General features: G+C 59.8%; 22 protein-coding genes and 3 pseudogenes. 11 read left to right on the plus strand and 14 right to left on the minus strand.

Annotation, left to right across the window (positions count from 1 at the left end; translation table 11 throughout):
• The first annotated feature begins 38 nt into the window (after positions 1 to 38).
• The 3 genes from AC0L14_RS09240 (at position 39) to AC0L14_RS09250 (ending at position 2,838) form a co-directional block, all read left to right on the plus strand.
• The gene (locus AC0L14_RS09240) at positions 39 to 1,193 is read left to right on the plus strand and encodes a DUF3182 family protein (protein WP_473526289.1); all 1,155 of its coding nucleotides are present in this window, start codon (positions 39 to 41) and stop codon (positions 1,191 to 1,193) included.
• Positions 1,194 to 1,759: 566 nt separating this feature from the next.
• Complete coding sequence (locus AC0L14_RS09245; protein WP_473485010.1) at positions 1,760 to 1,978, plus strand: hypothetical protein; 219 nt, start codon at positions 1,760 to 1,762, stop codon at positions 1,976 to 1,978.
• Positions 1,979 to 2,310: 332 nt separating this feature from the next.
• Positions 2,311 to 2,838: a YciE/YciF ferroxidase family protein gene (locus AC0L14_RS09250; protein ID WP_123148981.1), complete on the plus strand. Its 528-nt coding sequence runs from the start codon at positions 2,311 to 2,313 to the stop codon at positions 2,836 to 2,838.
• A gap of 252 nt (positions 2,839 to 3,090) precedes the next feature.
• Here the strand turns inward: AC0L14_RS09250 and AC0L14_RS09255 are convergent, their stop codons facing one another.
• Positions 3,091 to 3,402 (minus strand): hypothetical protein, encoded by a 312-nt coding sequence (locus AC0L14_RS09255; RefSeq protein ID WP_473485012.1) that lies wholly within the window; start codon positions 3,400 to 3,402, stop codon positions 3,091 to 3,093.
• Positions 3,403 to 3,796: 394 nt separating this feature from the next.
• Here AC0L14_RS09255 and AC0L14_RS09260 point away from each other — a divergent pair, with 394 nt between their 5' ends.
• From AC0L14_RS09260 to AC0L14_RS09270, 3 genes are all read left to right on the plus strand, one after another.
• Entirely contained in the window at positions 3,797 to 4,489 is a 693-nt protein-coding gene (locus AC0L14_RS09260; protein ID WP_473485014.1) for an ABC transporter ATP-binding protein, read from the plus strand.
• Between the two features lie 202 nt (positions 4,490 to 4,691).
• Positions 4,692 to 5,192: a hypothetical protein gene (locus AC0L14_RS09265; protein WP_473485016.1), complete on the plus strand. Its 501-nt coding sequence runs from the start codon at positions 4,692 to 4,694 to the stop codon at positions 5,190 to 5,192.
• A 479-nt stretch (positions 5,193 to 5,671) separates the two neighbouring features.
• A complete protein-coding gene (locus AC0L14_RS09270; RefSeq protein WP_473485143.1) occupies positions 5,672 to 6,241 on the plus strand; it encodes a sigma-70 family RNA polymerase sigma factor in 570 nt (189 codons plus the stop codon).
• On the opposite strand, the gene AC0L14_RS09275 is transcribed toward AC0L14_RS09270, so the two are convergent.
• From AC0L14_RS09275 to AC0L14_RS09300, 6 genes and pseudogenes are all read right to left on the minus strand, one after another.
• The gene (locus AC0L14_RS09275) at positions 6,238 to 6,414 is read right to left on the minus strand and encodes a hypothetical protein (protein ID WP_473485018.1); all 177 of its coding nucleotides are present in this window, start codon (positions 6,412 to 6,414) and stop codon (positions 6,238 to 6,240) included. The genes AC0L14_RS09270 and AC0L14_RS09275 overlap by 4 nt on opposite strands.
• A 259-nt stretch (positions 6,415 to 6,673) precedes the next feature.
• Positions 6,674 to 6,754 (minus strand): annotated as a pseudogene (locus AC0L14_RS09280) (histidine phosphatase family protein); the annotation flags it as partial.
• Positions 6,751 to 7,854 (minus strand): inositol-3-phosphate synthase, encoded by a 1,104-nt coding sequence (locus tag AC0L14_RS09285; RefSeq protein ID WP_473526287.1) that lies wholly within the window; start codon positions 7,852 to 7,854, stop codon positions 6,751 to 6,753. The pseudogene AC0L14_RS09280 and the gene AC0L14_RS09285, both read right to left, overlap by 4 nt.
• Before the next feature lie 173 nt (positions 7,855 to 8,027).
• A pseudogene (locus tag AC0L14_RS09290) lies at positions 8,028 to 8,258 on the minus strand (GDP-mannose 4,6-dehydratase); the annotation flags it as partial.
• Positions 8,246 to 9,355 (minus strand): CgeB family protein, encoded by a 1,110-nt coding sequence (locus AC0L14_RS09295; RefSeq protein ID WP_473749251.1) that lies wholly within the window; start codon positions 9,353 to 9,355, stop codon positions 8,246 to 8,248. The pseudogene AC0L14_RS09290 and the gene AC0L14_RS09295, both read right to left, overlap by 13 nt.
• On the minus strand, positions 9,352 to 9,630 hold the full coding sequence (locus AC0L14_RS09300; protein WP_473749252.1) for an NAD-dependent epimerase/dehydratase family protein: 279 nt from the start codon (positions 9,628 to 9,630) through the stop codon (positions 9,352 to 9,354). Before AC0L14_RS09300 ends, AC0L14_RS09295 begins: the two co-directional genes overlap by 4 nt.
• Positions 9,631 to 9,920: 290 nt before the next feature.
• Here AC0L14_RS09300 and AC0L14_RS09305 point away from each other — a divergent pair.
• A pseudogene (locus tag AC0L14_RS09305) lies at positions 9,921 to 10,230 on the plus strand (hypothetical protein).
• A gap of 164 nt (positions 10,231 to 10,394) precedes the next feature.
• Here AC0L14_RS09305 and AC0L14_RS09310 read toward each other — a convergent pair.
• Positions 10,395 to 10,991, minus strand: a complete 597-nt coding sequence (locus tag AC0L14_RS09310; protein WP_473749254.1) for a response regulator — start codon at positions 10,989 to 10,991, stop codon at positions 10,395 to 10,397.
• A gap of 1 nt (position 10,992) precedes the next feature.
• Positions 10,993 to 11,190, minus strand: coding sequence for a hypothetical protein (locus AC0L14_RS09315; RefSeq protein ID WP_473749256.1), 198 nt, complete (start codon positions 11,188 to 11,190; stop codon positions 10,993 to 10,995).
• 167 nt (positions 11,191 to 11,357) lie between these two features.
• Between AC0L14_RS09315 and AC0L14_RS09320 the strand changes: the two genes are divergently transcribed.
• The 3 genes from AC0L14_RS09320 (at position 11,358) to AC0L14_RS09330 (ending at position 18,843) form a co-directional block, all read left to right on the plus strand.
• Positions 11,358 to 14,447: a CheR family methyltransferase gene (locus AC0L14_RS09320; protein ID WP_473749257.1), complete on the plus strand. Its 3,090-nt coding sequence runs from the start codon at positions 11,358 to 11,360 to the stop codon at positions 14,445 to 14,447.
• Positions 14,444 to 14,803, plus strand: a complete 360-nt coding sequence (locus tag AC0L14_RS09325) for a response regulator (RefSeq protein WP_473485031.1) — start codon at positions 14,444 to 14,446, stop codon at positions 14,801 to 14,803. The genes AC0L14_RS09320 and AC0L14_RS09325 overlap by 4 nt, the downstream gene beginning before the upstream one ends.
• A 1,520-nt stretch (positions 14,804 to 16,323) precedes the next feature.
• The gene (locus AC0L14_RS09330) at positions 16,324 to 18,843 is read left to right on the plus strand and encodes a caspase family protein (RefSeq protein ID WP_473749258.1); all 2,520 of its coding nucleotides are present in this window, start codon (positions 16,324 to 16,326) and stop codon (positions 18,841 to 18,843) included.
• A gap of 395 nt (positions 18,844 to 19,238) precedes the next feature.
• On the opposite strand, the gene AC0L14_RS09335 is transcribed toward AC0L14_RS09330, so the two are convergent.
• Entirely contained in the window at positions 19,239 to 19,877 is a 639-nt protein-coding gene (locus tag AC0L14_RS09335; protein ID WP_473749259.1) for a DUF6931 family protein, read from the minus strand.
• A gap of 132 nt (positions 19,878 to 20,009) precedes the next feature.
• Between AC0L14_RS09335 and AC0L14_RS09340 the strand changes: the two genes are divergently transcribed.
• Positions 20,010 to 20,540 (plus strand): OmpA family protein, encoded by a 531-nt coding sequence (locus tag AC0L14_RS09340; protein ID WP_473485039.1) that lies wholly within the window; start codon positions 20,010 to 20,012, stop codon positions 20,538 to 20,540.
• Positions 20,541 to 20,650: 110 nt separating this feature from the next.
• On the opposite strand, the gene AC0L14_RS09345 is transcribed toward AC0L14_RS09340, so the two are convergent.
• The 4 genes from AC0L14_RS09345 to AC0L14_RS09360 are packed head-to-tail and all read right to left on the minus strand — an operon-like array spanning position 20,651 to position 26,851.
• Positions 20,651 to 22,984 (minus strand): M23 family metallopeptidase, encoded by a 2,334-nt coding sequence (locus AC0L14_RS09345; RefSeq protein WP_473749261.1) that lies wholly within the window; start codon positions 22,982 to 22,984, stop codon positions 20,651 to 20,653.
• Positions 22,981 to 23,487 carry a DUF1036 domain-containing protein gene (locus AC0L14_RS09350; RefSeq protein ID WP_473749263.1) on the minus strand — a complete coding sequence of 169 codons (507 nt, stop codon included), beginning with the start codon at positions 23,485 to 23,487 and terminating at the stop codon, positions 22,981 to 22,983. Before AC0L14_RS09350 ends, AC0L14_RS09345 begins: the two co-directional genes overlap by 4 nt.
• Positions 23,488 to 23,498: 11 nt before the next feature.
• Positions 23,499 to 26,078, minus strand: a complete 2,580-nt coding sequence (locus AC0L14_RS09355) for a serine/threonine-protein kinase (RefSeq protein ID WP_473749264.1) — start codon at positions 26,076 to 26,078, stop codon at positions 23,499 to 23,501.
• The gene (locus AC0L14_RS09360; RefSeq protein ID WP_473749265.1) at positions 26,078 to 26,851 is read right to left on the minus strand and encodes a PP2C family protein-serine/threonine phosphatase; all 774 of its coding nucleotides are present in this window, start codon (positions 26,849 to 26,851) and stop codon (positions 26,078 to 26,080) included. The genes AC0L14_RS09355 and AC0L14_RS09360 overlap by 1 nt, the downstream gene beginning before the upstream one ends.
• Positions 26,852 to 26,975: the final 124 nt, after the last annotated feature.

Here is a 26,975-nt window from a genome sequence, read left to right on the forward strand (position 1 = left end):
CGCGGCCATAATGAGGTTGCACCCCAAGAACGAGCAACATGACCGAGCACAGAGGCAGTCAGCCGAGCGAAGCAAAAGGGACCGTGATCGCATTCTCCGCGCCGGGCTGCGAGCCTCTCTACGCACACGAACGGGAAGCTATGGCTGCCGTTGCCCGCACGATTGCGCGCCTCAAGGGATTTGCCTTCCAGCAGGGTCTAGTCAACAGCAGCGGCAACGACGAGGGCTTGTATTTCGTGCCGGACGACAGCTTGCTTGCCACTGATGCGGCACGGCTGGGTATCAACGGGCCGCAAGACCTCTTCGGCGGCGTGGTGCCTTGGCGCTTCGCAATGACCAAGGCCATAACCCATGAACTGGTCGACGGCTTGGCCAAGCGACCGAACGAATGGTCAACCGGCTTCGGCAGAACTGTCAGCGCAGCAGTATTGCCTGGCTACACCGTATTTTCGCGACCCGATGCGCTGCGTGCAGCGGAACGTCTGCTGAGGCTCGGGCTGGCCCGACTTAAGCCACCGCTTTCCTCGCGAGGCCAAGACCAGCACGTCGTTCGCACGGTTGCTGACGTCGAGAGACTGCTCGAGCAATACCGCTCCCCCGACCTGGACGAGTGCGGTCTTGTGCTCGAAGCGGACCTTAGTGACATCGTCACGCTGAGCGTAGGCAGAACGGAGATCGATGAAATCATGATCGCCTACTACGGCACTCAAAGGACGACGACCGATAATGCGGGACAATCCGTTTATGGCGGATCCGATCTCATTGTAATGCGCGGCGGATGGGAAGCTCTCGAAGACCTTCGACTTCCTCGCGCATTAGCTTTGGCAACGGTGCAGGCGAGGGCCTATGACGCGGCGATGGCTGAGTATCCTGGATTTTTCGCCTCGCGGCGCAATTACGATATCGGCCAGGGCGTCGATTCGTCGGGTATCTGGCGATCCGGTGTGCTCGAAGCCAGCTGGCGCATTGGCGGCAGCAGTACTGCCGAGCTTGCGGCAATAAAAATTATGAAGCAGGACCCCGACATCCAACTCGTCCGTGCGTCCGCAGTTAAGGAGTTCGGCAATACCAGCCGGCTACCGGTGAACGCGGACGTTCACTTTCAAGGAGAAGACCCCGATGAGGGTCCGATTACGCGCTATACCGTCGTCACGCATGCGACCCGGGAGCCGCCAAAGAAAGCGGCCGATTAACCTCTTAGGCTGATGCGATCGTCTTGCACTGTCGGATTTGTCCCGTGCTATCCTGTGCCATTTGCGCCGGCTCATGAGCGTCAAAATTAAGATCGCAAAACGCTTATGACCACGGAACATCCGCAGGCGGCTTTCCGGGCTGGATGAGATCGAAGCCGACGAAGCCATCAGAAAACTCAAGCGGGGAGAGTTGACATCCGACAACATTCCCCCAACGGCTCAGTCTGGTTGGCCTCCGACCAAAGACGGCATATAATGGGTCAAGTTGCCTTGCCCCCTTCGTCTTCGAACCGAGAGCGGACTGGTTCAGTGTTGCAAGATCGGGAACCGCGTAAGCCGTTGTCCAGAACCGCACTGGCAGCAATTGCAATTATCTGCGCGCTAATTCTTGCTGCGTTTTTCATCGGCTTTGAATATTCGGCCCCTGACGAAGGCGCGCTCGTTATTCCCGGATCGCAACAATCGCCGTGATGCCCCCTATCGCTGTACATTTCTGACCGAGCTCGTCAGACCAGCGCGAGCGAGGTTGCAGGGGCCATATTTCCAGTGCATTCTCGCCATCGTCCATGACCAAGCAGTATCTCAACCACCAGTTGGAGTGCCCTTATTGCCTGACAATAAGGCTGAGGATTCCGGCCGACGCCGGTCCTGACGACCGGATCTTTTGCGACGACTGCGGCGAATTCCTGGGTACATGGGACGATCTGCTTACCGATTTTGAGAAGCAGGGCGGGCAGGATGGAGTGTTCCGTCTCGAAAAGGGCCGTATCAGGCGGATCGATTGAGCCGATGGCTGCGACATCCGAAGCGATGCGAACAGTTCCCTCGTCGGTGATTTTGCTTAAGCGCATGGTCTGCCGAAAAGGAGCTCGCGGCTCCTGAGCGCGGGCCGACCGGGGCACGGGCCCGAAAGGCGAGCGAGCGAAGCTCGTGCGATATCGACCATTTCCTCGCGCCTCCGCTCACCAGAGTAAGCCTTGCAGCACCCGTGCGACCCAAAGCTTCGGAAAAATTTCCCAGCGGCCCGGATCGTCAGGGAACTTGTTGCCGACCGGCGGGGTTATCGGACGCCTTCATATTTTAAGGAGGCTAGCTCCAACCCCAGCGGGAGACGACCATGGCAACCACGAAGAAAGCCGCAAAAGCGGCAACCAAGGGTCTCGAGGACCTGTTCCTCGACGGACTCAAAGACCTCTACTACGCCGAAAAGAAGATACTGAGGGCGCTGCCGAAAATGGCCAAAAGCGCGGAGTCGGAAAAAGTGACTGCTGCCTTCGAAAAACATCGTATGGAAACGGAAGGTCACGTCGATCGCCTCGAGGAAGTGTTCGAGAAATTCGGCAAGGCAGCACGGGGCAAGACCTGTCCGGCGATCGACGGCATCATTGAAGAGGGCTCTGAGATACTCGAAGACTATGAAGGTGCTCCTGCGCTCGATGCCGGACTGGTAGCAGCGGCGCAAGCCGTCGAGCATTACGAGATCGCCCGGTACGGAACTCTTATCGCCTGGGCAGAACAGATGGGAAAGGCCGATGTTGCTGCCCTTCTCAAAGAGACGCTCAAGGAAGAGGTCGCGACGGACGAAGCGCTGACGGGTCTAGGCGAGGGTGGTGTCAACCAACGTGCTCTTCAAGCGGCCGCGTAATTCCCTATGCCGCCGGCTTGCGGAGCCCCGGCGAGGGATTGCCAGGGGCTCCGCTCCGAAGTGGGTCGTGAAGCAACCAAAGATGCGGCTCTGGCAGCAGCGCATCGCCGGCTGTTTTATCATTGGTCTGGGCATTCGCATGGCCGTGAGTGGCGGAGCGACCCGTTAAAATAGCCCACCCCCACGCGGCTATCCATCCTCCTGCCTCACAGTCGCTAATCAAAAGGCGGGCCGTTGCCCGCCTTCCATGGTTCAGTTACTACCACCGCCGAGCTTTTTGACACTGCTGCAGAATTCAGGGTGGGTGTTGGCGGCGTTGGCGTTTGCCGCCTCCTCATCGCAGACTTTTGTCATTGCCATGCGGTCCTCGTCCGTCAGCGCTTTCCAAGCTGCCGTGAACTCGTCGTCGGACCGCAGAGTCGTCATGCTGGAGTCCGTGTAGAACGGCTCCATCTTTGCGGGGTCATCCAAGGCAGACGTGCCTGTTTCGGTGCCTGCCGCAAGAGAAACGCCGCTTACCATAGAAAGCGCCATCGCGCCTAAACAGATCATCTTGTAACTCATGACAAGACCTTTCCGTTGTTTACTGGTCGCTAATGGAACGACCTACTGGCAAACGGCGTGTTTCAGAAAAGGTTCCTTTCTCACTTGCTGGCACGGCACTTGACCGGTGCTTTCTACAACCCGGATGCATTGCCAAGAGCGCGCTTACCTCTATCCTGAGCTGGGGCAAAATCTGCTAGCGTTCCTTAATGGCTCATCACCAGCTACCATTGGCGTCGATCGAGCCGACGCCACGCCGCGCTCTTCGGTCGGCGAGGAACATGTAAGAGAAGCAGAGCGGTGTTGTCTTGCAAGACGATGGCGGGCGGGCGACGCCGGTTCTCGGCTTCGATGTCCACATATGGCGGATCGCCCTCGATGCTCCAATTTCACAATTGGACCCGGCGGCGCTTAGATGTCGCAGCGCCGCCTCGCCACGCTGGAGGTCCGCAGCGCCAGCAAAGTCTATGAGAGCGGCGGCTCTCCGGTCACCGCGCTGGCTGAAGGTTCGCTGACCTTGAGCCCCGGCGCCGTCAGCGGCATCGTCGGCCCGAGCGGCTCGGGCAAGACGACACTGCTGATGATCGCCGGTCTGCTGGAGGCTCCGACCACGGGAGAGGTTCTGTTCGACGGCAAGGTAATTTCGCGTCCCGGTGCTAAGCTCAACGAGCTGCGGACCTTCAGGCGGACCCAAATTGGCTTTGTATTCCAGAAGGCGAATTTGATCCCTTTCCTCACGGCGGCCGAGAACGTCGCCATCGCCATGCAGGTCAACGATGTCGGCCGACAGCAGGCGCAGGTGCGAGCCGCGAGGCTGCTCGATGCGTTGGGCATGGGGCATCGCGGCTCCAACTATCCGTCCCGGCTTTCCGGCGGCGAGCAGCAGCGCGTTTCGATCGCGAGGGCCCTGGCTAACGATCCCACTGTCATTCTGGCCGACGAACCCACCGCTGCGCTGGATGGCACGCGGGCGGAGATGGTGATGAAGGTCTTCAGGCATCTGGCGGATAGTCGCAATGTCGCGATCTGCGTTGTGACCCACGATACGCGCTGGATGACCTACTTCGATTCGACGCTCGAACTCGAAGACGGCCGAGCACGAAGGTAGACACCTGCCGCTGCAAATGCGGTCGCACGCCGTTACCGCCGGTTGCCGCGTCTACAGACCAGTCTGCGTTTCAGCGATGTGGATCCATCGGGTGGCTCGGTGATAGGCGGCTCGCTGAACAAGAGCTATGCATCAGTGCCGGATGAATGGAACATCTGCCGATAATTGCCGTTGATATGCTCATCAGGCGAAAGGGCTGCATATGTCAAAACTTCAGGCGGCAACTCCAGAGGATTTGCAACGGCTCAAGCTCGAAGCGTCGGCTTACTTTGGCCCGAAAATGCTCAAAGAAGCATTATTGCGCCTTTGCCAGGCTTGCGGAGCCGATAGCCTTGACCGGTTCGAGAAAACCATGGTCGATCAGATCGAGGCAATGCGTGATGATGATAATAGGGCCAACTTCGAAACACTGAAGGAATTTGCCATCGAACAGCTTTATGCCTGTGTTCGAGAGGTTAGTTCTTCACCTGATATGAAGCAGCCGCTGGAGGAAACTGAAACCCGAAGGACACCTGGTCGGTCGCAAAAGCCGGAAACCTTGGAAGACCAGTTGCAGGCCGGCCTTGAGGATTCCTTCCCCGCAAGCGACCCGCCTGCCGTGGTGTCCACAGCGATCCCCGGCGGGTCGAAAAAGCTGGTCGGGACTGACGAAGTCCTGAAAAAGAAGCGAGAGGACGAGGCTAAGAATAAGAACCGGTCATAAGTAGCCCGTCCGAGCGAAAGGGATGCTTCCGCCCACTTTGTTGCCGCGGCTCCGGTCACCATGCGAACAGATGGCCAGCATGCACCGGCGTCAGAGCTTGACGGCCGCCTCTCGCGCCCACAGCCGCAATTTCCGGCAGGCCAGGACAAATTCCTCAGCCGCTTCTTTTGACTGCAGCCTTATCAGTCCTTCATCCGCATCGGCACCTGCCTTGCCCAGAAGCGACTCGGCTTCCGACGTGAAACCGATGAATAGGGCGGGACATTTCCCTTGGCTGCCCCGATCAAGCGGGCGGGATTCGCCGCAACAGGAGCTCAGCCGCAAAACGCACGGCCCGCGCGTATTTCACCCCATCCGAGATTTTCTAGCGACTTATTTCGATGTCCGGAACGATCCAAACCTTCATGCATTTAGCTAGGTCTGCGTTCATCAACTCTTTCTTGCTGGGAGCTGGACCATTGTCCTCCAGCGGCTACCCCTTGGCCAACCAGGAAACGGATGAAGTTTCCATCGTTGACCTGATACCTGCCTTGCGAGCCTTCGCCCGCACCTTCTGCCGTGTTCCTGACGACGCCGATGACCTGGTCCAGGAGACTTTGACCAAAGGGCTCGCCAACATCGATAAGTTCGAGCCCGGAACGCGTATGAAGTCGTGGCTCTTCACCATCATGCGCAACACCTACTATACCCACATCAAGGCAGCCGACAGGGAAAAACCCGGCCTGCTTGACTGTGCCTCTCTGATCCCGATTTCGGAAGCGACCCAGGAATGGTCCGTTCAGAGCAAGGAAGTCCATAGCGCGGTCCAGAAGCTGCCGGAACATCAGCGCGAGGTCCTGATGCTGATCGGGGTTCTTGGTGTCAGCTACGAAGAAACCGGCGAAATATGCGGTTGCGCGGTGGGAACGGTAAAAAGCCGCCTTAACCGAGCGCGCGCCAGCGTGCTGGAATACCTCGGCGAAAGTTCGTTGCAGACATTGGTGGAAAGACGCAATCATCTGTCCGAAGCACAGGGAAACTTCGCAGTCGACAGGCGTCGATATAGCTAGTCTTCTTTCTTGCACCGACGCTTCTCGACAAGCGCGTTCTGCAATTGAACCGCGAGGTTGGTCAACCGGTTGGGGATCTTTTCCTGCTCGATGGCAGTCAGCAGAGATGCAATCTTCCGGTCTATTGCCAGCCGGAGTTGCGGGCTGATTGTATCGTCGCTTGAGCGAGACATCGTGTTCTCTTAACGAAGTGGTCCCTTCACCAGTGTGGTGACGGCAATCTGAGTTTGCAAGGATTCGTGCGCCGTCCTCACAGCCAGCGCCGTCCCTTGCACAGCCCGTCCCTTGCACAGCATTATGTATCGAAGCTGCTGGTCTCGCCGGGGAAGCCTATGCTTTCCCCTCGGGTCCTCCCGGCACTATTCCCGGGCGCGCTCGACATTTCGACTCTCGCGACCTCGAAGGCTTGTGCCCTGTCGGTTTCGCCGAGGCAACTCCAGCCATGCGTCCGGCAAGATAGTCGCCGACATTGTCGTGCGCCGCATGGCGGATCAAGAGGAAGGTCGTCGTCATTCCGCGGCATCAAGCATCGGCTCGTCGCTCCCGGCGATGAAAGACAGCGTGCGCTGGCGTGCCTCGGCATCGGTGAACTGCTCGGGCGGCGACTTCATGAAATAGCTGCAGGGGCCGGTCAGCGCTCCTGCGATGCCGCGGTCAAGCGCCAGCTTGGCGCAGCGGACAGCGTCGATAACGACTCCGGCCGAGTTGGGCGAATCCCATACTTCCAGTTTGAGTTCTGCATTCAGTGGCACACCGCCGAACGTCGTGCCTTCGACGCGGATGTAGGCCCATTTCCGATCGGTAAGCCAGGGCACATGGTCGCTGGGGCCGACATGGATGTTGCCGGCCTCCAGGGGGACGTCGAACTGGCTGGCTACGGATTGTGTCTTGGAGATTTTCTTCGATTCCAGCCGCTCGCGCTCCAGCATGTTGAGGAAATCGGTGTTGCCGCCGAAATTCAGCTGATAGGTGCGGTCGATGCGAACGCCGCGCTCGCGAAACAGATTGGCGAGCAGCCGGTGTACGATTGTTGCGCCGACCTGGCTTTTGATATCGTCGCCGACCAGCGGCAGACCGCGCTGTTCGAAGCGCCGGCGCCATTCCGGCCGCGACGCGATAAAAACCGGTATGCAGTTGACGAAGGCGCAGCCGGCCTCGAGCGCGCACTCGGCGTAAAAACGCGTGGCTTCTTCCGAGCCGACCGGCAGATATGAGACCAGTACGTCTGCGCCGCTTTCCCGCAGCAGCGCGCTGACATTCGCGACCGGCTCTTCTGCCTCTTCGATCTCATCGCGCAGATATTTGCCGATGCCATCGAGCGTTGGTCCGCGCTCGACGCGAACGCCGGTTGCTGCAACGTCGGCAAAGCGGAAGGTGTTGTTGGGTGCATTGTATATGGCTTCCGCCACATCACGCCCAACTTTGCCCTTGGCGACGTCGAAAGCACAGACCACCTCGATGTCATCGACGTGATAGCCGCCGAGATCGGCATGCATCAGGCCCGGTATCGGCTCATTACCTCTGGCGTCTCGATAATATGAGAGGCCCTGGACAAGGGAAGACGCGCAATTGCCGACGCCGGCTATTCCAATCCGTACCTTTTTCGATCCCACGAAACTGCCGCCATCGCTGTTGAAGGTAAGTTCCTCGCGCCGAACTGCCAGCTGCCGGGAATGTTCCTTGCGACCTGGAAAAATCACGAACCTCTATTCGGATCAAAGCCGCGACCTGTGTTTTGCGTTGCCTGGGCCGATCGACCTCAGCGCCGCAAGCCGGCCATTTCGGTTCTCAAATAGTCGAAGCACAAGGTTTCGGCGGTTCGCTTGCCCTCGTCATAGCAGGCACGAGGACCGGTGCAGTTCACGTGACCGACATAGTCTTCCCTTTGCGGGTGCTGTTCGGGATCGCCATACACTTCGCTTGTCGATGCCTGCGCGACAAGCGCCGTCTTGGTCCGTTGCGTCCTTGTTGATTGCCGCATCTCTATTTTCTCCTGTCTGCCAGTCATGCTGCACTTTCGATGTCCAGATCGAGAGCTGGACGTGCCGATCTTGGCCGCGCCAGCAGCGAAACGAATTCGCGGGCTCTCGCGGCGCTCGTATGTGCCGCCAGGATCGTTTCGCGCGCTCGCTTGGACATAGCCAGCCTGACGCGGTCGGATTGGCTGGACAGGATATCGATCACGACTTCGGCTTGGCCGGCCGTGTTGATCGTGGCTGTCGGAAAGAAGCTGTCCAGACCGGTCCAGCGATCGCTGATGATCGCCGTGCCACAGGCGGCCGCCTCGAAGAGGCGTACGCTGGGAGACCATCCAGCCGCTATCATGGAGTTGCGTGTGACGTTCAATGTGTAGCGCTGCCGGCTGTAGAAGGCGGCGTGGTCCGCTGGCGGCAAGTGCTCGATGCGATCGACATTGCCTGGCCAGACGGTCTCAGACGGGAATTGCGAGCCGGTCACGACGAAGCGACGGTCCGGCATGCGTCTTGCCGGTTCGAGCAGGAGAGCATCCAGTGTCGCCTGCCGGTCCGAGCTGTAGGTTCCGAGGTAGCCAAGATCCCAGCAGATCGGATCGGCCGTTCGGCGATGCCGCTCCGGGTCGACGGAACAGTAGAGCGGCTCGGCGCGCCGTGCACCGAAGTCCGCCGCCAAACGGGCGAGCGTCGGCCCGCCGGTGAACGAGAAATAGACGTCGAAATACGGAATCTGTCGTTGGCATATGTAGTCGCAATCATTCGCGGCGAGCTTTGCCAGCGTGACCGGCGTGTCGATGTCGTAGAAGCAGAACTGGCCAGTGCACAGGGACGCGACAATGTCGATGACGGCGCGCCCTTCCGGAACGAAGGACCCAACCACCACGACATCGGCCTGCTGCAGGCAGCCGGCATATGTCCGACGAAGATCGTTCGTCGTTTCGTAGTAGCGCAACGTGCAGAAATCCGGGTCGCGCAGATCGCGATGGTTTGCATACCACGGCACGTCGCGCTCGAGGAAGGTGACGCGATGGCCGAGTTCGTGCAGGCCCTTCAGCAGCCCGCGAAAGGTGGTGGCGTGGCCGTTTCCCCACGAAGAGGACAAAGACAGGCCAAGAAAGACGATATCCAGCCGCTTGGTCATTCCGCTGCCTCCACGGTGGGGCGCTCGAAATGACGCCTGAAGACAGCGTCGGCCACGGCTGCCCGCAATGCATAAGTGTGCTCCGCGAGAACACGCCGAAGCGCAGATGCGCCTTTGATCAGTTCGGCTCCTGCCGGCAGGCTGATCGCCTGGCTGCCGTGCACCTGTTCCAGCAGCGCATCGAGAATGCAGACAGCATAACCGTGTTCAACGAGTTCCTGGACGACGTGGCGGCCGATGAAACCGCACCCTTCTGTAACCAGTATGCGTTTCACGACAACTCCTTACGCAGATGGCCCGGCGCCCCGAACTGTTTGGCAAAAGGTTTGTTCCCTCTGCTTCAACAAAGATGGTTTTGGGGAGGCTGCAACCTGAGGTGAACGCATAGCGAACGAGCCTTGGGCCATGCGCTGGGACATTGCAGCTTCTTTGGGGTTAGGGCGCTCATCCGGCCCGTGGGCGGAAGGAGTGGATGGCAGCTGTGATCGAAGCGGTATCGCGTAGCAAGCCAGACCTGATCATGAGGCTCACACGCCTGCAAAGCCTGGATCAAAAGGAGGTTTCAATGTCTGAATCGAAGACAACCACCAATCATGACGAGATCCGCCAATGGGCCGAAGATCGTGGTGGCCGGCCTGCGGCTGTACGAACCAAGGGCGAGGGCGGCATCTTACGGATCGATTTTGGCGAGCCCGAGGAGAAGCTCGAACCCATTGAATGGGATAAGTTCTTCCGGATTTTCGACGAGAACGATCTGACTTTCCTTTACCAGGACGAAATAGGGGGCGGGGAAAAACAGCCGATTCAACAAAATCATCGACCGCAAACAGAGCGGCTGGAGGGGGGCTATGTCAGCGGTGTCGGCTGGCTCTTAAGGCGCGCCTCGCATTCTGACAGAGAACTTCACTCTAGCTCGCTGTTCTTGCTCGCTTTTTTGGAGGCATGCAATTGGAGATAAACCGGTTTTTCCAAACATTCCAGACTTGATGGAACAAATCGCCGGCTAGACGCTTCGGCGGGTCGCCGATCGGTCACAGCCTCAGTGCAACAGGCTGGTTCCGCCCGATCTGGCAATGTTTCGCATGATGCCGTTCAGCCAGTCTTCGGTCGATACGCCCGCCCGCCTCCTGTCGATTTCGCTGATGGCTCGCTCCAGCGTTCGCTCGACCAGCCGGTCGGAAGCACCCACGTCGCCCAAAAGCAGACGCGCCGCGAGCCTGAGCTTGGGCAGAAGTGAAAAGACATTGTCGGACAAGTTCACCGCACAGCCACCCGCCAAGGCCGGTCTTTCCGGAGGGAACAAGGCATCGAAGACGGCATAGCTATCCGACGATTTTCGAAGATTGCTGGCGTGGCGCAGACGTTCGGGAATGACGATGTCCTCGTCACCGCTGAAAAAGACGAAGGGCACGCCGCGGCGCATCAGTTCGTCTGCGATCGGAAACACCCGCCGGCCGTTGAGATTGACGTCGAGGATCGCGGCCTCAGCCGCCTCGGTATGCATAGACGCGTGTTCGACTGTCGCCGCAGGGCCGAGGATCACGGCGCCCATGTTGCCGAAATATCTTGCAAGATCGCCGGCCAATACCCAATCGTCTTCGACGATCAGGATGTGCACCCCTCGGAGATCGCGCACCTCACCGTCCTTCCTTCGAGCGAGATTTCCAATTATCCCGACGGGCTTGTTCAGAATGTTGCTGCAAGGCTGTCTGCAATCGTTTCGCCAAAACGAGCATGCGGGGCGGAATGGATTCGTTTCCCGCTAAACCCAGCAAATCCGAAGACTGCAACAACGCTTGTTTTGTCAGCTTCAGGTCAGGTGTGCGTTTTGACATTGGAGTTTCCGCAAGGATTTCAACGCTAACGCTGTCTGCACTGACTTGTTCCGGCCCTCTTGCGCGTTGTATGATGGCGTCGCGTTCAGCCCGGTCGTGGGTTTTGGGTCGATTGGCGGCCTTGTCGTCTAGGCTGTTCAACCGAAGGGCTTGCGGTGACATCCCAGATGAAGAGATTTCCCATTGTGGGTGTGGGCGCATCGGCAGGCGGCATTCCGGCTATGGAAGGTCTGTTCAAAGGCATCACCGGCCAGCCCGGCATGGCGTTTGTCATCGTCACCCATCTCAGTCCCGGGCGCGAAAGCCTGCTTCACGAGGTTGTCGGACGTTATACGCAGATGCCGGTTGTCGTCGCCGAGGACGGCACCACCGTCCTAGCCGACCACGTCTATGTGATGCCGCAGAACGTCGTTATCACCATTGAGAAAGGGGTGCTGCGCCTGCGGCAATCCAGCGTGCTCAGCCGTGAGCGCAAACCCATCGATATTTTCCTTAGCGCGCTGGCCGAGGATCAGGGCGAATATGCGGTAGGGGTGATTTTGTCGGGCGGCGATTCCGACGGCACGCTGGGCGCAAAGGCAATCAAGGAGCGTGGCGGACTGACGGTCGCCCAGGCCCCCGATGGCTACGGTCCGCGCAATCCGGACATGCCGAAAAGTGCGATCTCCAGCGGGCTGATCGATATTGCGGCTCCGGCGGAGGACATCGGTGCGAAGCTCGAGGGGTTCGCCCGCAGCTTCGGTATGCTGAACGGGGCTGCCGGAGACGGCGAGACGGCAGAGATGGGTCGGCTCCGCGACGAGATCTATGGAATTCTAAAGGGCCAATCCGGCCACGATTTCTCCGGCTACAAGACCAAGACATTCCTGCGTCGCGTAAAGCGGCGCATGCAGATCGCACAGCTCCAGTCGATTGCTGCCTATGTCGAATGGCTGAAGAAAGACCCTCGCGAGGTGATGGACCTCTTCCGCGATCTGCTGATCAACGTCACCGATTTCTTCCGTGATCCCGATGCGTTCAAGGTGCTCGAGGAGAAGATCGTACCGCAGCTGTTCGAGGGCAAGACCGCCAGCGACGCCGTCAGGATCTGGGTGCCTGCCTGCGCCACCGGCGAGGAGGTGTTCTCCATCGGCATGCTGTTGCGCGAACACATGGAGACGCTTTCGGTCATACCACGCGTCCAGATATTTGCGACTGACATCGATGAGCCGGCGCTTGCGGTGGCGCGCGCGGCGCGTTACCCGGCGGCATTGCTGCAGGGGGTTTCGCCCGAACGCAAGCAGCGTTTTTTCAGCAGCGACGGCGAGAGCTACGTGCTCACCAACGAGGTACGGGAGCTGTGCGTCTTTTCTCCTCACAGCGTCGACCGCGACCCGCCCTTTTCGCGCATGGACATGATTTCATGCCGCAACCTGCTGATCTATTTCGGCTCGAACATTCAGAACCGGGTCATTCCGATCTTCCATTATGCGCTGAAGCCGGGCGGTTATCTTTTCCTCGGCACGTCCGAAAGCATCGGCCAGCACGACAACCTCTTCGCCACCGTCGACAAGAAACAGCGCGTTTTTCAGGCGCGGGAACATGCCTCGCCACATATAAGGCTGCCTATGCCGATCGGCGACGGCGGTTCGGGTGCCTCCCTGCCCGAAGGCTCTGGTTCGAAGGGAGCCGCCAGCTACCCGCTTCGGCAGGCGGTCGAGGCACAGGTGCTGGAGCGCTTCGCGCCGCCGCATGTCGTTGTCAACGGCGATGGCGACGTCGTTTACTATTCGGCCCGGACCGGCAGATATCTGGAAGCGCCGCAAGGCATTCCGAGCCGGCAGGTGCTGACCTTGGCCCGCCGCGGGCTGAGGCTCGACCTGCGTGCAGCGTTGCGGGAAGCTGCCGCGACGCGCCGCAGCGTCGTGCGGGAAAATGTCGTTGTCGACGAGGACGACGAACAGGTCCAGCTGATCAAACTCACTGTCGAACCCTTGGCGGAACGCGGCAAGGGCGAACGGCTCTATCTTGTCCTGTTCGAACCATCGGGGCCGGTGCAGGCACGGTCGGATGGGCGTCGCGAAAACCGTGATGGCGAAGGCGCTGCCGACCTCGAACGAGAGCTGCGCGACACCCGCGAGAGGCTGCAATCGACGATTGAGGAGTACGAAACCGCGCTGGAAGAAGTGAAATCGTCAAACGAGGAACTCGTCTCCGTCAATGAGGAGGCGCAGTCGACCAACGAGGAGCTTGAGGCCTCGAAGGAGGAGATGCAGTCGCTCAACGAGGAGCTCAACACCATCAACTCGGAACTAACCAGCAAGATAGAAGAGCTCGATCACGCCAACAGTGATTTGCGCAATCTGTTCGAGAGCACCCAGATCGCTACCATTTTCCTCGACCGCAATCTGGTGGTGCGGACCTTTACCCCGGCGGCCTCGTCTTTCTTCAGCCTGCGTCCGTCTGACGTCGGCCGGCCACTGACCGAGCTTTCGAGCCAACTCGACTATCCCGAGCTGAAACAGCACATCGATGCGGTGTTCGAAACCGGAGAGACCCTGAACCATCATCTGGCGCGCGACGACCAGGGCCGGTTTTATATGGTTCGCATCAATCCGTATCGCGACAAGGACAACAGGATCCAGGGCGTCGTGGTCACACTGGTCGACGTCACCACCTTGGCCGAGGCGGAAGAGCAAAACCAGGTGCTCATTTCGGAACTGAACCACCGCGTCAAGAACATGCTGGCGGTCGTCGCCAGCATCGCCAACCGCACCCGTGAAAGATCGGAATCGAAGGAAGAGTTCGCCGAAGCGCTGATCGGCCGCCTACACGCCATGTCGCGGGCTTACGGTCTGCTGTCGAAGGAACGCTGGAAAGAAGCTTCGATCAACGAACTGCTGCATCAGGAACTCGAACCGTTCAGCATTGACCGGTTCGAACTTGACGGCGCTGAAGTGAAGCTTAACCCGCAACAGGGCCTTTCCCTTAGCATGGCCATTCATGAACTGGCGACCAACGCCGCCAAATATGGCGCGCTGTCGAAGCCGCAAGGCAGGGTGGCGCTGAAGTGGTCGGCAGATGGCGACGTTTTCAGGCTTGCCTGGCGCGAGAGAGGTGGGCCGCCAGTCAGAAAGCCCGAAATCAACGGCTTCGGGCTTTCCCTGTTGCAGGGCGAGATCGGCTACCGGCTTGGTGGAAACGTCGAGACCGCCTTCAATCGTGAAGGTCTTGAGGTCCAGGTCACATTTCCGATGATGCGCAAGGAGACGCCGTGAGCGACCCGCTGCGCGTTCTGGTGGTTGAGGATGAATGGCTCATCGCCGAGGACATCGCTGCTTGTCTGCGCGCTTCGGGACATCAGGTGATCGGCCCCGCCCCTTCGGTGGCGGCGGCCCTTGGCCTTATCGGCGAAAATCATGTCGACGTGGCGCTGCTGGATGTTCAACTGCATGGCGAAACGAGCCTGGCGATCGCAGAGGAATTACACACCCGCCACATTCCTTTTGCGTACCTGACCGGATTTGGGCCGCGCGATGTTCCACCCGCCTTCGCCAATTTCAAATTTGTTCGCAAGCCCGCAGATCAGGCTGCAATTGAGAATGCCTTGGACGAACTGGTCGGGGCGTCCTAGCTCGTTTCATCAGCCTCGTCATGGCGCGGCGCCTCGGCTTGTTCCGTCATTCGCCCAAAAGGCGTGCGGTCCAGGACGATGTGCTACCTCAATCTCGGTGGGACCGTTTCATCGGAAACGAACGCTGGCACTCATTGATCGCCGGCCGACACCTCGCCTGCGGCGGGTATCAAGAAGAATCCCAAAGAGAATACCGAGATGCCGGATCAGCAATACCAGCGATCCTTCGGGCAGAAATACAAACCGGGGAGCGCATCGGCGACGAGTTGGATAGCCTCATCCAACGCCGGGAACCAATCGCTGCTTCGGTTTTGCTGGTGATGTCGGACTTACGTTGGCTGCTGATCCCTGCCTGCCAACGCAGCGGCCTCTTCGTCCGTCACTGAAATCTCCCCTGCGGGTATAAGCCATTTCTGACATTTGCGTATGGAAACCACGCCATGCTCAGGCTCCAGGGAGGATAACCGGCCGATCCAATTGCTCCTCACCGATGCATCTTGATTGGCTCTCGCTGCGAGCCACTCCGCCCGCTCCCGCGGCAAGCCGATAAGGCAAGTGCCAGCGAAGTCCGCAGGCACATCCACGGTGGTATCGAACACGGCCCATGTGTTGGTCGGTTCCTGAACGGGCAAAAACCTCATAACAGCACCTGCTAATATATAGCACGAAGTTACGGACGGAGCATTGTTCCGACATCAACCAAACGAAGGAGAATTTTTCGTTTGCCACGCTGCGGGGCGCTGAGCCTCGCGAATTGATCCACACCTTCTGCATCGCGGCTGCGACGTCGCCGAAATAGGGTGGCAGATCTCGACGAGCGAACGCATCCAGGAGCCCGCCAAGCGGCGGCGCTTTTGCGTGTCAGCTATCCGCCTTCAGTGCTCCATCTCGCGGACAGTGTGGCCTCGGCGTATCCCTGAAGGAACTGTCAACCGGCCTTGGGAGCGCTGCTCGGAACAAGGAACCCACCCTTTAGCAACTCCAGGGCGTCGAGTGCCTCGTCATCCAGCAAATTTGTCAGAGCCACCCCGTCTGCGAAGACAACCCTATCGTCGTCTATGTCGTAGACCTCCCAAAGTCCTTCCTTGATTCTTCGAATGGCGTGCCGATGCTCCATAAGAAGACGCTAATTGAGTCTCGGAAATGGTGGGTAGGGAAAATCAGGGGTACACCGATATTAGTAGTGGAAAACCTGAGGCGCCCTGACGCGTGATGCGTGTGCGCAAGTCAAGGGTATGCCGGCCGCGCGTGGCCCGAGGGGACCGTATCGACCACGGGTCCAAATAGCCAGGTTGAGAAACCGTTCGACATCATTGCGGACACTCGGCCTCTGATGTAATTTAGGGTTTGATCAAGTGAGGAATATGCCGCTGTCGCGACGGCTTTTCTCTCTTTTCTGTCTCGGCAGATAGCATGCTCTCTAACGGACCTTGATACCGCAGCTGTGTTCTTGTGGTCGCTAGGTAACAGCGGTTAAGGGATTTGCCATGCTCCGACGTTGCGGATTCGTTGCAGCCTTGATGCTCGCAAGCTTCACGATTTTCGAGGCTTCTGCCGTCGAGCGAAGGGTTGCCTTTGTAATCGGCAACTCCGATTACCGGGAAATCTCGGCCCTCAAGAACCCGGCCAAAGATGTGGTGGACGTGTCCAACACGTTTCGAGCGGCTGGTTTTGATGTTTTTGTCGCGAGCAATCTTACAAAGCTGCAGTTTGAAGACCAGTTCCGCAACTATCTTGCCGCCGTGGACGGGGCGGATGTAGCTGTCGTCTACTATTCCGGTCACGGCTTTCAGATCGGCGGCGAAAATTTCCTGATCCCTGTCGATGCCTCGTTGAAAGATGCGGCGGACGTCGAGGTCCAGGCAATCAAGCTGAACGATGTGCTGCAGCAGATGCGTTCGAAATCGAAGATCCAGGTGATCATCCTCGACGCCTGCCGCAACAATCCATTCCCTCGCAAGGACTATTGGCTCAGGGACCAGCTTCTTACCGCCAGCGGCACCGGCCTTGCGCAAGTAAGAAGCTCGCTGAACACACTGATTGCTTTCGCCACCGAACCCGGCGCGGTTGCCTATGACGGCGCCGGCGACCTCAGCCCATTTTCATTCGCATTTTCTCGTCGGGCCTTGGCTCCGAACCAGGAGATTCGCACGGTCATGGCGGCCGTGCGCCGGGATGTAGTTGAGGCTACTAAGGGCCTGCAGGTTCCCTGGGAGAACTCTTCGCTGATCGACGAAGTCGTTCTGATGCGTCGCAGCAGCCGCCCCTCTCTACCGCCCGTGTTGGAGAAAGTCGTGTTGTCGGGGGTCGGGCCTGTCGATCTGAACCTCCCGGAACCGGTCGAGGTCGACGGCGGGACAATCACCGTCAGCATCGATAGACCGCCCGCCTTGGGACGCCTTATGCTGGACGGCAAGGTCGTCGAGCCGGGAGAACTGATCCAGGGCAAGGACCTGCCGCGTTTGCAGATGGATGTCCCCAAGGGAGTTGGCGAGCCAGAAGAGATGGATATGCTGGCCTACGCCGCACGCGACAGTTGGGGCGGCGAAGCCAAGGGCATGCTGGTGTTCCGGGTCAAGAGCGGCGAAGGAGCCCAGGGCGAGCAGGTGATGGCCTCACTCGAAGCCGAGCAGAAGCAGCAGGTGCTGCAGCGCGGCATTCATGTCACCGGTGCCGCCGAGGCGATCGAGAGCCGCGAGATCGACGTTCCGGTCGGCATCGGCGCGGTTGCTCTGAACCTGGATCTCCCGACAGACGATTCGGCGGTCAGCCTGAAAGTTGCGAACTATCCGGCAACGGGAACGCTCTCCCTGCCGGATCGAGCCCTGACGCCCGAATCGAGCTTGACGGTCGGTGAAGTCGAGGTGCTGCGCTATGAACCCCAGATCGGAGCCAGCACCCCGGTCGAGGTCGCCTTCGAAATTCGGGCGGACAGCGCAGTATCCAAACCCGCCAAAATGAAACTGTCGCCAAGCGTCGATCCATGCGACTTGGCTGCCGGCGAACCTCTCGACCTTCAAGGCGTCGTCCCCGGCCTGCTGCCAAATGAAATCGGCGCCGACGCGGTGAAGCTCTGCGAGGCTGCGGTGAAGGCGTATCCCGATGTCGCCCGCTTCCGCTATGAACTGGGTCGCGCGTTGCTTGCAGCCGGCAAGGTCGACCAGGCCAGGAAAGCCATCCAGCAGGCCGCCGACAGGGGACACGTGCGCGCTGTGTTCGAACTCGGCTACCTCTACGCGACCGGAACGGGCCTGGCTGTCGACCGCAAGCAGGCCAACACCTTCTACGCGGCTGCAGCCGACAAGGGTGATCCCTACGGGATGACGTCGTGGGGCCGTGCCTTGTTCAATGGCTACGGCGTCGAGCGCGACACCGGCAAGGGACTGGACCTGCTGCTCAAGGCGGCGGCGATGGGGCACACCTATGCCATGAACGATCTCGGCGCGATCTTCACCGAGGGCCGCAACGGCGTGCCCGCCGATCAGGCCCGCGCCGTTGCCTTCCTGGAGGCAGGCGTCCAGAGGCAGGACATGTATTCGATGAACCTGCTTGGTCGCAATTATCTCAGCGGCCGCGGCGTCGAGAAGGATCCGAAGGCTGCGCTGGCGCTGTTTCAGAAGGCCATTGACCTCGGCCAGCCTTATGCGCCGGGCAGTCTTGCGCGCATGTACCGTGATGGTGTTGGCGTGGAGCAGAACCTTGATGAAGCCCAACGTCTGTTCGAACTGGCAACCTCGCGCGGTGACCAGTCCGGCGCCTATGATCGCGCGGCTCTCGAGATGCAAAAGGGCGACAAGGCCGACCAGGCCGTCGCCGTGCGTTTCCTGGCATTCACAGTTGCGCTCGATCTTCGCAACGAACTGCCTGACGCCCGGGCGACGTTGGCGAAATTCGGGGCCAAGGCGAAAGCGGCGGCGTTGAAGCAACTGCGTGGGGAACTCAAGTCGAAGATTCCGTTGAGCGGTTCTGTCGACAAGCAACTGGTCAATGTGGCTAGGGCGGTCTGGGAACAAGCCAATCCGCGTCGAGATTTGTTCTGATCAACAAGGAGGCAATGGTGGGCAGAAATCTGAAGCAGGCAACAATCGGGATAACCCTGTCCGTCGCCTTGGCGGGGGTCATGGGCTGCACATCCTGGCCACCCCTTCAACCGACGCCGCTGGTGGCGACGCCCACGCCGGCGCCGAAGGTCGTTCGCAGAGCCGCGGCGCCGCGGAAGGTCGTCAACCCCGCTCCCAAACCGGTGGCCTCCAAGAAAGTCGTTAAACCGGTCGCGGACGAGCCTGCTGCCGCACCTCCCGTAATCATTCCTTCTTCGGGAGGCGGGACTGGCGGGAGTGGCGGGAGCAGCGGAGGAGGCGGCTGGGGCGGTTGACCGACGAACATTGAGCGGCAGCCGGAAAGTAGTGCAAGCAATCAGAATCCAGACCGCAGTCTAGTATGCATCCACTGATTGGCGCAGCGCCTCGATCTCCGCCATCTGAATGCCCATTTCGACAAACGCGGAAAGAACTGAAAAGCGGTCCTCCAGTGCAACGCGTGCCAATCCGGCCAGAACCCCCGCACTCACAGCGCGGGCGGCAGGCACTGGTTGCAAGGCCGATACCGCTGACGCCTCCATAGCCGAACCGTTGCCATGCCATCCTGCAGCCAGGGCAATCCAGGCGGCCGGCGTTGTTGGCGGCATTGCCTCAGCCTTGCTCACTTCTGGGCCAAAGTGAGGGCTATCCGGTTCGCTGACCCAGTCACGAACAAGCGCAAGCAACTCCTGATCCCTGCGGTCGAGCAGAACGGTGAGGTGGCCCAGGCATTCATGCGCCCACCACACTGCAGCCCGCTCGGGAAGCAGATAGGCACAGAACGTAATCGCCTCCTCGGGCACCCGCCCGGCAAGCAGGGCACGGCAAAATTCGATTGAAGGCTGTTCGGTCGGAAGCGCCACCATGTCCCTGGAAACAGCGGGGCAGGCCATGAAAAGATCCCGTGCCGTTTTGAATCGAAGCTCATTGGCCATGGCCGCCACGCTTTCCCAGGGAACAATCGACACTGAAGCCTTGGACAGGGCGCGGGTCAAGTCTCCAGTCCCTGGCAGATGCAACTGCCCTTCACCACCCGTATGCTTGACGTTTATTGACAGACAATCGATTCGGAATTTGGTATTGTCCGCAGTCGATGAAATCGGATGCTCAAGACAGGAGTAACCGTCATGCAGTTGGGCAGTTTAGCCTTCGTGTTTACGGTCGCGCTTTTTTCGACCCACGCTTTTGCTGATCCGCTTCAGAAATCAGAGGACATCGTGAAGTTTTTTGACGCGGCGAGCGAGTTCGGCCCGTCGCGTGGAATTTGCGTCGGCACCGAGGAAGAGTGCAACAGCAAGAACAAGCAAGCGCCTGCCGAAAAAACCAGCCTCGACATGCTGATCAATTTCGGCCTGGATTCTGCGGAGCTCGATGCGACTGCCCGCGCTGAACTGGACGAGTTCGCCAAGGCACTGAAGGACAGCCGACTGAGCACTCTGAACTTCGTTGTTGAGGGTCACACCGATGCAAGCGGCTCGGCTGATTACAACGAGGGACTGTCGGAACGAAGAGCGAGATCGGTAACAACCTTCCTGACATCTAACGGCATCGATCCTGCCCGCATCAAAGCGACAGGTTTGGGCGAAGCGAATCCGCGCAACCCCAATCCGTTCGATCCGGTAAACCGCCGGGTGGAAATGCGGATAAGGACCGAGTAGCTGGAGCGGGTACGCTGGACTAAGACCAGACCCGCGCGTCCTTTTCGACGCGAACCGAAGGTCAGCGCAGCAAACCAAACCGATTCCGATTTCCGGGGCCATGCGCTGGCTCAAAGCGCATTCTGAACGGAACTCACCATAGCCGTGATCGCCTGCTTGTATTTTTCGAACTCGGGCGATGTCTGCCGGACTTCCGTCGTTGTCGTTGTCCGTTGGCTCGCTTCAACCATCGCCGGGCTTAGCTTCCGACCCATTTTCCTTTCGGCCCAGCTTACGACATAGCTAGCGGACTTGCCGGTGAGAAACGGGTTGGCTTGAATGACGGCCGACCCGAGCACGGCGCTCAATTGCGCCGAACCCGGCGACGTCAACACTTGATGGGCGCCTTCCATTCCCAGGAAATGACAGAGATAAAGCCGGCCGGCTGTGATCTGGTGGCCGCGCGCCCGAAGATAGGCTTCGCCTTCGCGCGCCAGATTGCTGACCATCTCGCGCGAGATGGTGGCGTCATAACGCAGAGCAAGCAGGTCGGCGGTTGACAGCGTCCGCGCAAGTTCGGGGCGGTAGGTGTTCATCATCCTGATCCAGGTCTTCGTTATGAACTGACCGGCGCCGGTCGCCGAAGAAAGCGGGTTCTTGGCGCGGGCGCTGCCGCCACTTTCGACTTGAACGATACGGGAGGTCAGCGTTTCGACAGCGGAAGCGTCCGTTGCGATTGCCGTAACCGTACCCAGCGGATCGACCGCCTCGCCATTGCGATAGAGTTCAAAATGCAGGTGCGGCCCAGTCGAAAGACCGGTAGTGCCGATGTAACCAATAATATCGCCTGCCATCACCTTCGCGCCGACACCGCCGTTGGCCGCGAATTTCTGCATATGCGCATAGCGCGTTTCGCGCCCGTTTCCGTGCGAAATCTTCACCAGATTGCCGTAACCCCCTCCATCGCCTTGAAAAACGACTTCGCCGTCGAAGGCGGCTGCAATCGGCGTACCCAAAGGCGCCGCCCAATCCACACCCTTGTGAATGCGAACAGTCCCGAGGATTGGGTGCTTGCGTGGGCCGAAGGTGGACGTCATGACCCCGCTGACCGGGGTAACCATGCCGTTGGTGACTGTCAGCGAGCGAACCTGATCGTCGCCGCTAACGCATGCAAACTGGCCGTCGGTCTGCTGGAAGACGAAACAGTCGAGGCCTTTTTCGCTACCCTGGACGCCAACATACAGCACCCGTCCGGCCGTCTCTTCCTTGCCGCGTGGCCTTTGCGAATAGATCAGCACCAGACGCTGGTCTTCGCTGGCGAAGGCATCCAGATCCTGTCCTCGCGAAAGATACATGATCGCTTCTCCGATCACGCCGGTCGGGACTTTGTTGCGCGCTGCTGTCGAGTAGATTGCGTCGAGCAGCCGGTATTGCCTTTTGTGCGTGCCTTGCGGCTGTGCACCCGAATAGTTGAAAAGGTCTTCGCGGACCCAGGGGTCCACACCAGACACAAACACACCAGCGGCATTGCGCGTCAGCGTGCCGACAAATACGTTCTTGGCATAGATCGATACCTGCATGAGGGACATGGTTGTCGTCTCGCGCGTCGGCCTGAAGCCGCGCATGGCGACGACATAACCCGGCTCAAGGCTTTCCCGATTGAAAAGCGCCTTCAGGGCTTCGCCTGCCAGCTTGGCATCCTCGGCGGAGAAACGCGCATCCAGCACAACGCTGTCCAAGCTGCGGTCGTTGAGAATCTTTACGAACGTGTCCTCGGTAGCCTCGTATCGTTGATATTCGCTGGTGACATTTGCAACGCTGGTGTTGTTTTCGATCTGGGTTTTCCGGAATGCGGGAAGGGCTGCCTCGCCTGCATCGATTGTTTCGCCCCAACCTGCTTCGGCATCATCGGTGTCCACCAGCGGGTCCGAAGCAACCGGAGCCTCGTCTAGAACGGGCGGTGGCTGAACATCGTTTTGCAGATCATTGGAGGGCGCCGGCGCGGCCTGTCGCTGTGCCTGGAAGAATGCAAAATCTTCTTGCGTGGACGGTATCGTTGTCATGAATTTTTCGCTGGCGCTAAGCATCACGTCAGACAGAATTTCGATCTGGGGAGAAACTCCAGCCTGATCGAGTTCTGCAGGGCGCGGGATCACTTGGCTTTTTGTCGCTGCGCCGGTGTCGGGCGCAAGGGTGATCCACATCGGGTCGCCTGCGAGATCGATGATGGCAGGCACATAGACCGATGCATCGGCTGGCACATCGTCGGTTCCCTCGACGGCGTGCAACTCCTCATCTTCGTCGCCAAACGACCAATAGTCCGCGGTGAGATAGAAGCCGGCAGCGATGGACAACAGGACAACCACAGCAAGACCGGCAAGGAGTCTGCGCCAGAGCCTGCGTCTGCGCAGGGCGGCGCGCGCCTGCTTTTTCAACCTGAAGCTTGTGTCGATACTGTGCGTCACGGATTGCTTCCGGTCAGGAAAAAGGTCCACCGCGCCTGTTCAAGCGTATCGACTTCGAGAAATCGTGCGGCGATATGGCCGCGCTGCCAGCATTCATCGATGCCGCGTATCGAAAATCGGCGCCGGTCGATGCACATTTCGGTCGACCCGGTCAGGGTTGCATGGCCAAAAACGTCCGTCGCATAGATGTAAATATAGCGGTTGGTGAGTTCCTCGCGGATCACGTTCACGCACTGATTTGCGCCGATGGTCCACCAGCCATCGGTCTGATCCGCATTGTCGACCTTTTGGCCGACAGCGAGATTGACGACGTCGAGCGTCTGATTGCAGACGGTGAATTCGGCGCGCGCTTCGTGGGACGACAGGAGAGCCAGCAACATCGCGCCCGACGTGACCGTAAGTCTGATACGGCCTCTCAGGGTAAGCAGGCCGCGAAGCCAGTCACGCTGATTTTTGGGCGGGACAGCGGTCGGGAAGGAAAAACGCGAGCGGCGGCGGTCCATCGGCGTCCATGCTACCCGCCGAGCCGGAAGTACTTTGCAGTCGCGGAGAACTCAGATCGGGTGGTCGCGATCTCTTCGAGAATCCTGGGCAACAGCAGCGCGGCTGGTGTCGGCGCGGAGAACGCCGCAGCCTGAATATCCTGTGGACCCGTGATCACCATTATGATCTGCGGCACGACCTTGCCGGCCGCCTTGTCGGCTGCGCCGAGATCGATCGGAAAGTTGAACGTGGCCTTGCCGGCTTGCGCCAAGATACGACCGTCGAGGTTGAATGCCATGCCCCTGTGGTCGATCAGCAGCACGCTGGAAATCAGGCCGCCACGCGTCACCAGCGTGCCTCCGATCGGCGAACCGCTCGGCACCGTCGTTCGATCGAGAACAAGCTGCGGCTTGTCAGTCGCCGTCTGGTCCACAAAGCGCAGAAAGTTGGTGACTTCGCATTGAGCCGGTTCAATCAGGCGGACGCTGATGTCCGGTTCGACATGGAATCTTGCCTGGAAATCGGACAACATTCGTTCGAAAGGCTGGACCTCTGTGCCCAATCCTTCGATTGCGACGGCGGTCTCGGTTGCCGACGTCAACGTCGCATAAAAACAGTCGCCGCCGTTGAAGTCGCGCACCCAGAAGACCCGTTGCGCAGCCTTGTCGAGGGCAATTGCCGGCGGCAGCTCTAGTTCCGGTTTCGGCACGTTCAAGGTGATGGCGGGTCCGTCCGGCTGTTTGCCTGCCGCCGGTTCGTCCTGTTGCCCCTTTGCGCTCGCGTCGTCCGCCTGGCCTGCAGCGGGGTCGGGCACCTGGGTGGTGGCCTGCTGGCTGGCCGGCTGCTCGGGCTTCTCCATCACGTCGGGCTGGACCGCCGGGGGCGGTGAGACTTTGTCGGCCGGCGCCACCGGCGCGACCTGGACGCGCGGCGGAACAGCTTGCTGGCCGTCGCTGGTCACGCTATCCGGCTGAATTGCCGGCGGTGGTTGTGCCTGGGCTGCCGCCGGCTCCGAGGTTTCTTCGGATGCCGCTGGCTCCGGGGTTTCTTCGGATGCCGCTGGCTCCGGGGTTTCTTCGGATGCCGCTGGCTCCGACGCTTCCTCGGTTGGTGAGAGGACTTCGGCGGGCCGTGCCGGCTCCAACTTTTGCGCCTCGGCATCTACCTGATCTTCAGCTGGAGACAGCGCCTCGGCTGGCGCCGGCTCCGGGGTTTCCTCGCTTGGTGAGAGGACTTCGGCGGGCCGTGTCGGCTCCAGCTTTTGATCCGCTGCGGCAGCTGCCTGCTTTTCAGCTGAAGGCGCAGCGGCCTCTGTTTGTGACCGCTCAGGCGGAACTGCCTTTGCCGGCTCATCGCTCGGCGAATTTGCAACACTGTCCGTCGGGGCCGGCTTTGATGCTTCCGGTGCCGAGAGCTTTGTCTCACTGCCGGTCGGCGTGGAAGGCGTCATCAAGCCGCTCAGATAAATGCCTGCACCTGACGCGACAGCTAAGGTCGCCAAGGCAGCGATCGCGATCGAGCGGCTCTTGGCGGGCTTTCCAGGGACCTTTGGCAAAACCGCTCGAGGACCGGCAACTGGCGAAGGCCTTGGTTCGGACAGAAGCGCCGGCCGGACATGCGGAACGAAGCGCTGTTCACCGGGAGCCGCCGGAGGCTGACTTGGGAGCTTGGGGCCAGGCGCGGTCCCCCCCGCTCGCGGCAAACCCGTCCGGTCGCGCGGCGTGATCGACGTTGGCGGCTTTGTCTCCTCATCCGTATCGTCACGTGTCACCCTGGCGATGTCCGCCATGCTGATCGGCCGGTCTTGTGGATCCGGCTGCAGCATGGCTTCAACAATTCCACGAAAATCGGCGTCGATGTCGGATAGATCCGGAACGGTTCGGCGTTTTTCCACGATCTCGAACTGGGAGCCGCCCATGTCGATCGGCTTCCCGCGCAGAGCAGCGGCCAGCACCAACCCCAGGCTGTAGATGTCGGATTGCTCGCTGACCTCGCCGCTGTACAGCCCGAGCTGTTCGGGAGAAACGTAGTTGTACTTCCCCGCGAATTTTCCGCCGATCAGCGTCTCTCCGCCGACGGTCGCCGACCGCGCGATGCCAAAATCGATGATCTTTGCGCGTTCGACCCGGCCTCCCGGCAGGATGATGTTATCCGGAGAGAGGTCGCGGTGTATTGCCCCCGCCTGGTGCACGGCGCTCAGGCCGGAAGCCAGGCGATGGCAGAGCTTGCGCACGTCTTCCGTCGGCATCGGGCCACGTCGCATGATATCGAACAGCGACTGGCCGTCGACGAATTCCATGGCAAGATAGGGGCGACCGATGCCGGGGTCGATCGTGAAGACGTGATAACGCACGACGGCGTCGTGCGACAGGTGATTGAGGATCGACGCTTCCTTGCGGAACAGCGACAGGATCGTCTGATCGCGGGCGAACTCGGGCAAGACGATCTTGATCGCGACATGGTCGCCGGTCTGGATGTTGTGGCCCCGGTAGACTTCGCCCATGCCACCGAATGCAATCCGCTCGTCCAGTTCATAGATGCCACTGAGTTGCGTGCCTACGGCTGTGTTGGCCACGTTAGGCGATATTCGCGTCTTGTCGTCGGCGCTCATCAGCCCAAACCTTCCGCTCTGGAAGGATCAAGACGGGCCCCATTGCGCCCGTCTCCGATCTTCACGACCACGATCGTGACATTGTCTGTTCCCCCGCGCGCCAGCACCGTTTGTAGCAGGTTTTCGCATGCCGCCTGAGGCGTCGCCGACACCGCCGCCGCCTCGATCTCGGCATCTGTGACATGCGCTGTCAGCCCGTCGGTGCTCAACACAAATATGTCGCCCGGCATGATTTCGCCTTGCTGGAAGTCAATGACGATCTCGTCGCTGACACCGACCGCATGCGTGATAACGTTGCGGCGCGGCCAGGTGAGCGCTTCGGCTGCGCTGATCATGCCCTTGTCGAGAAGTTCCTGAACTTCGGTATGGTCCTTCGAAATCTGGGAGATCGAGGCGTTGCGGATCAGATAGACGCGACTGTCGCCCGCCCACAGGCAGGCAAACCGCCCATCCATCGCCAGCAGGGCGGCGACAGTGGAGCCAATGGTTACTCCGCGTGATTCCGATATCCTGCGGATTTCGGCATTGGCTCGGCTCAGCCGGTCCTCGAAGCGCGCGCGAAGATCCGGTGCAGAGCTTGCAATGCCGATCGTTGCCAGATGATCGACAATACTGGCCGAAGCGACTTCCCCGGCATCATGTCCACCCATTCCGTCGGCCACCACCCACAGGCCAGTTTCCGGCTCGACCAGGTAGCTGTCTTCATTGAGCTCACGGACACAGCCTCTGTGGCTAACGCCGAAGCTTTCAAAGGGAAGGGCGACATTGTTCACTTTGCCACCAAGCGCTTCTCAAGCGTCCTCTGCGCCGCACTGTCAGGCGCTCGCGCGCGCCAGTTTGCCACAGGCTCGAATATTAAAGTATCGAAATCAACGTCCGCGCATCTGTTGCCGATGG

The sequence above is a fragment of the Mesorhizobium sp. WSM4841 genome, assembly GCF_055811515.1.

Coding starts and splice junctions, on each gene's coding strand:
- AC0L14_RS09330 (WP_473749258.1), top strand. CDS start 16,324: ATGCTCGCAAGCTTCACGATTTTCGAGGCTTCTGCCGTCGAGCGAAGG.
- AC0L14_RS09240 (WP_473526289.1), top strand. CDS start 39: ATGACCGAGCACAGAGGCAGTCAGCCGAGCGAAGCAAAAGGGACCGTG.
- AC0L14_RS09275 (WP_473485018.1), bottom strand. CDS start 6,414: ATGTCTCGCTCAAGCGACGATACAATCAGCCCGCAACTCCGGCTGGCA.
- AC0L14_RS09245 (WP_473485010.1), top strand. CDS start 1,760: ATGACCAAGCAGTATCTCAACCACCAGTTGGAGTGCCCTTATTGCCTG.
- AC0L14_RS09260 (WP_473485014.1), top strand. CDS start 3,797: ATGTCGCAGCGCCGCCTCGCCACGCTGGAGGTCCGCAGCGCCAGCAAA.
- AC0L14_RS09255 (WP_473485012.1), bottom strand. CDS start 3,402: ATGAGTTACAAGATGATCTGTTTAGGCGCGATGGCGCTTTCTATGGTA.
- AC0L14_RS09340 (WP_473485039.1), top strand. CDS start 20,010: ATGCAGTTGGGCAGTTTAGCCTTCGTGTTTACGGTCGCGCTTTTTTCG.
- AC0L14_RS09320 (WP_473749257.1), top strand. CDS start 11,358: ATGAAGAGATTTCCCATTGTGGGTGTGGGCGCATCGGCAGGCGGCATT.
- AC0L14_RS09355 (WP_473749264.1), bottom strand. CDS start 26,078: ATGAGCGCCGACGACAAGACGCGAATATCGCCTAACGTGGCCAACACA.
- AC0L14_RS09350 (WP_473749263.1), bottom strand. CDS start 23,487: ATGGACCGCCGCCGCTCGCGTTTTTCCTTCCCGACCGCTGTCCCGCCC.
- AC0L14_RS09250 (WP_123148981.1), top strand. CDS start 2,311: ATGGCAACCACGAAGAAAGCCGCAAAAGCGGCAACCAAGGGTCTCGAG.
- AC0L14_RS09295 (WP_473749251.1), bottom strand. CDS start 9,355: ATGACCAAGCGGCTGGATATCGTCTTTCTTGGCCTGTCTTTGTCCTCT.
- AC0L14_RS09315 (WP_473749256.1), bottom strand. CDS start 11,190: ATGTCAAAACGCACACCTGACCTGAAGCTGACAAAACAAGCGTTGTTG.
- AC0L14_RS09265 (WP_473485016.1), top strand. CDS start 4,692: ATGTCAAAACTTCAGGCGGCAACTCCAGAGGATTTGCAACGGCTCAAG.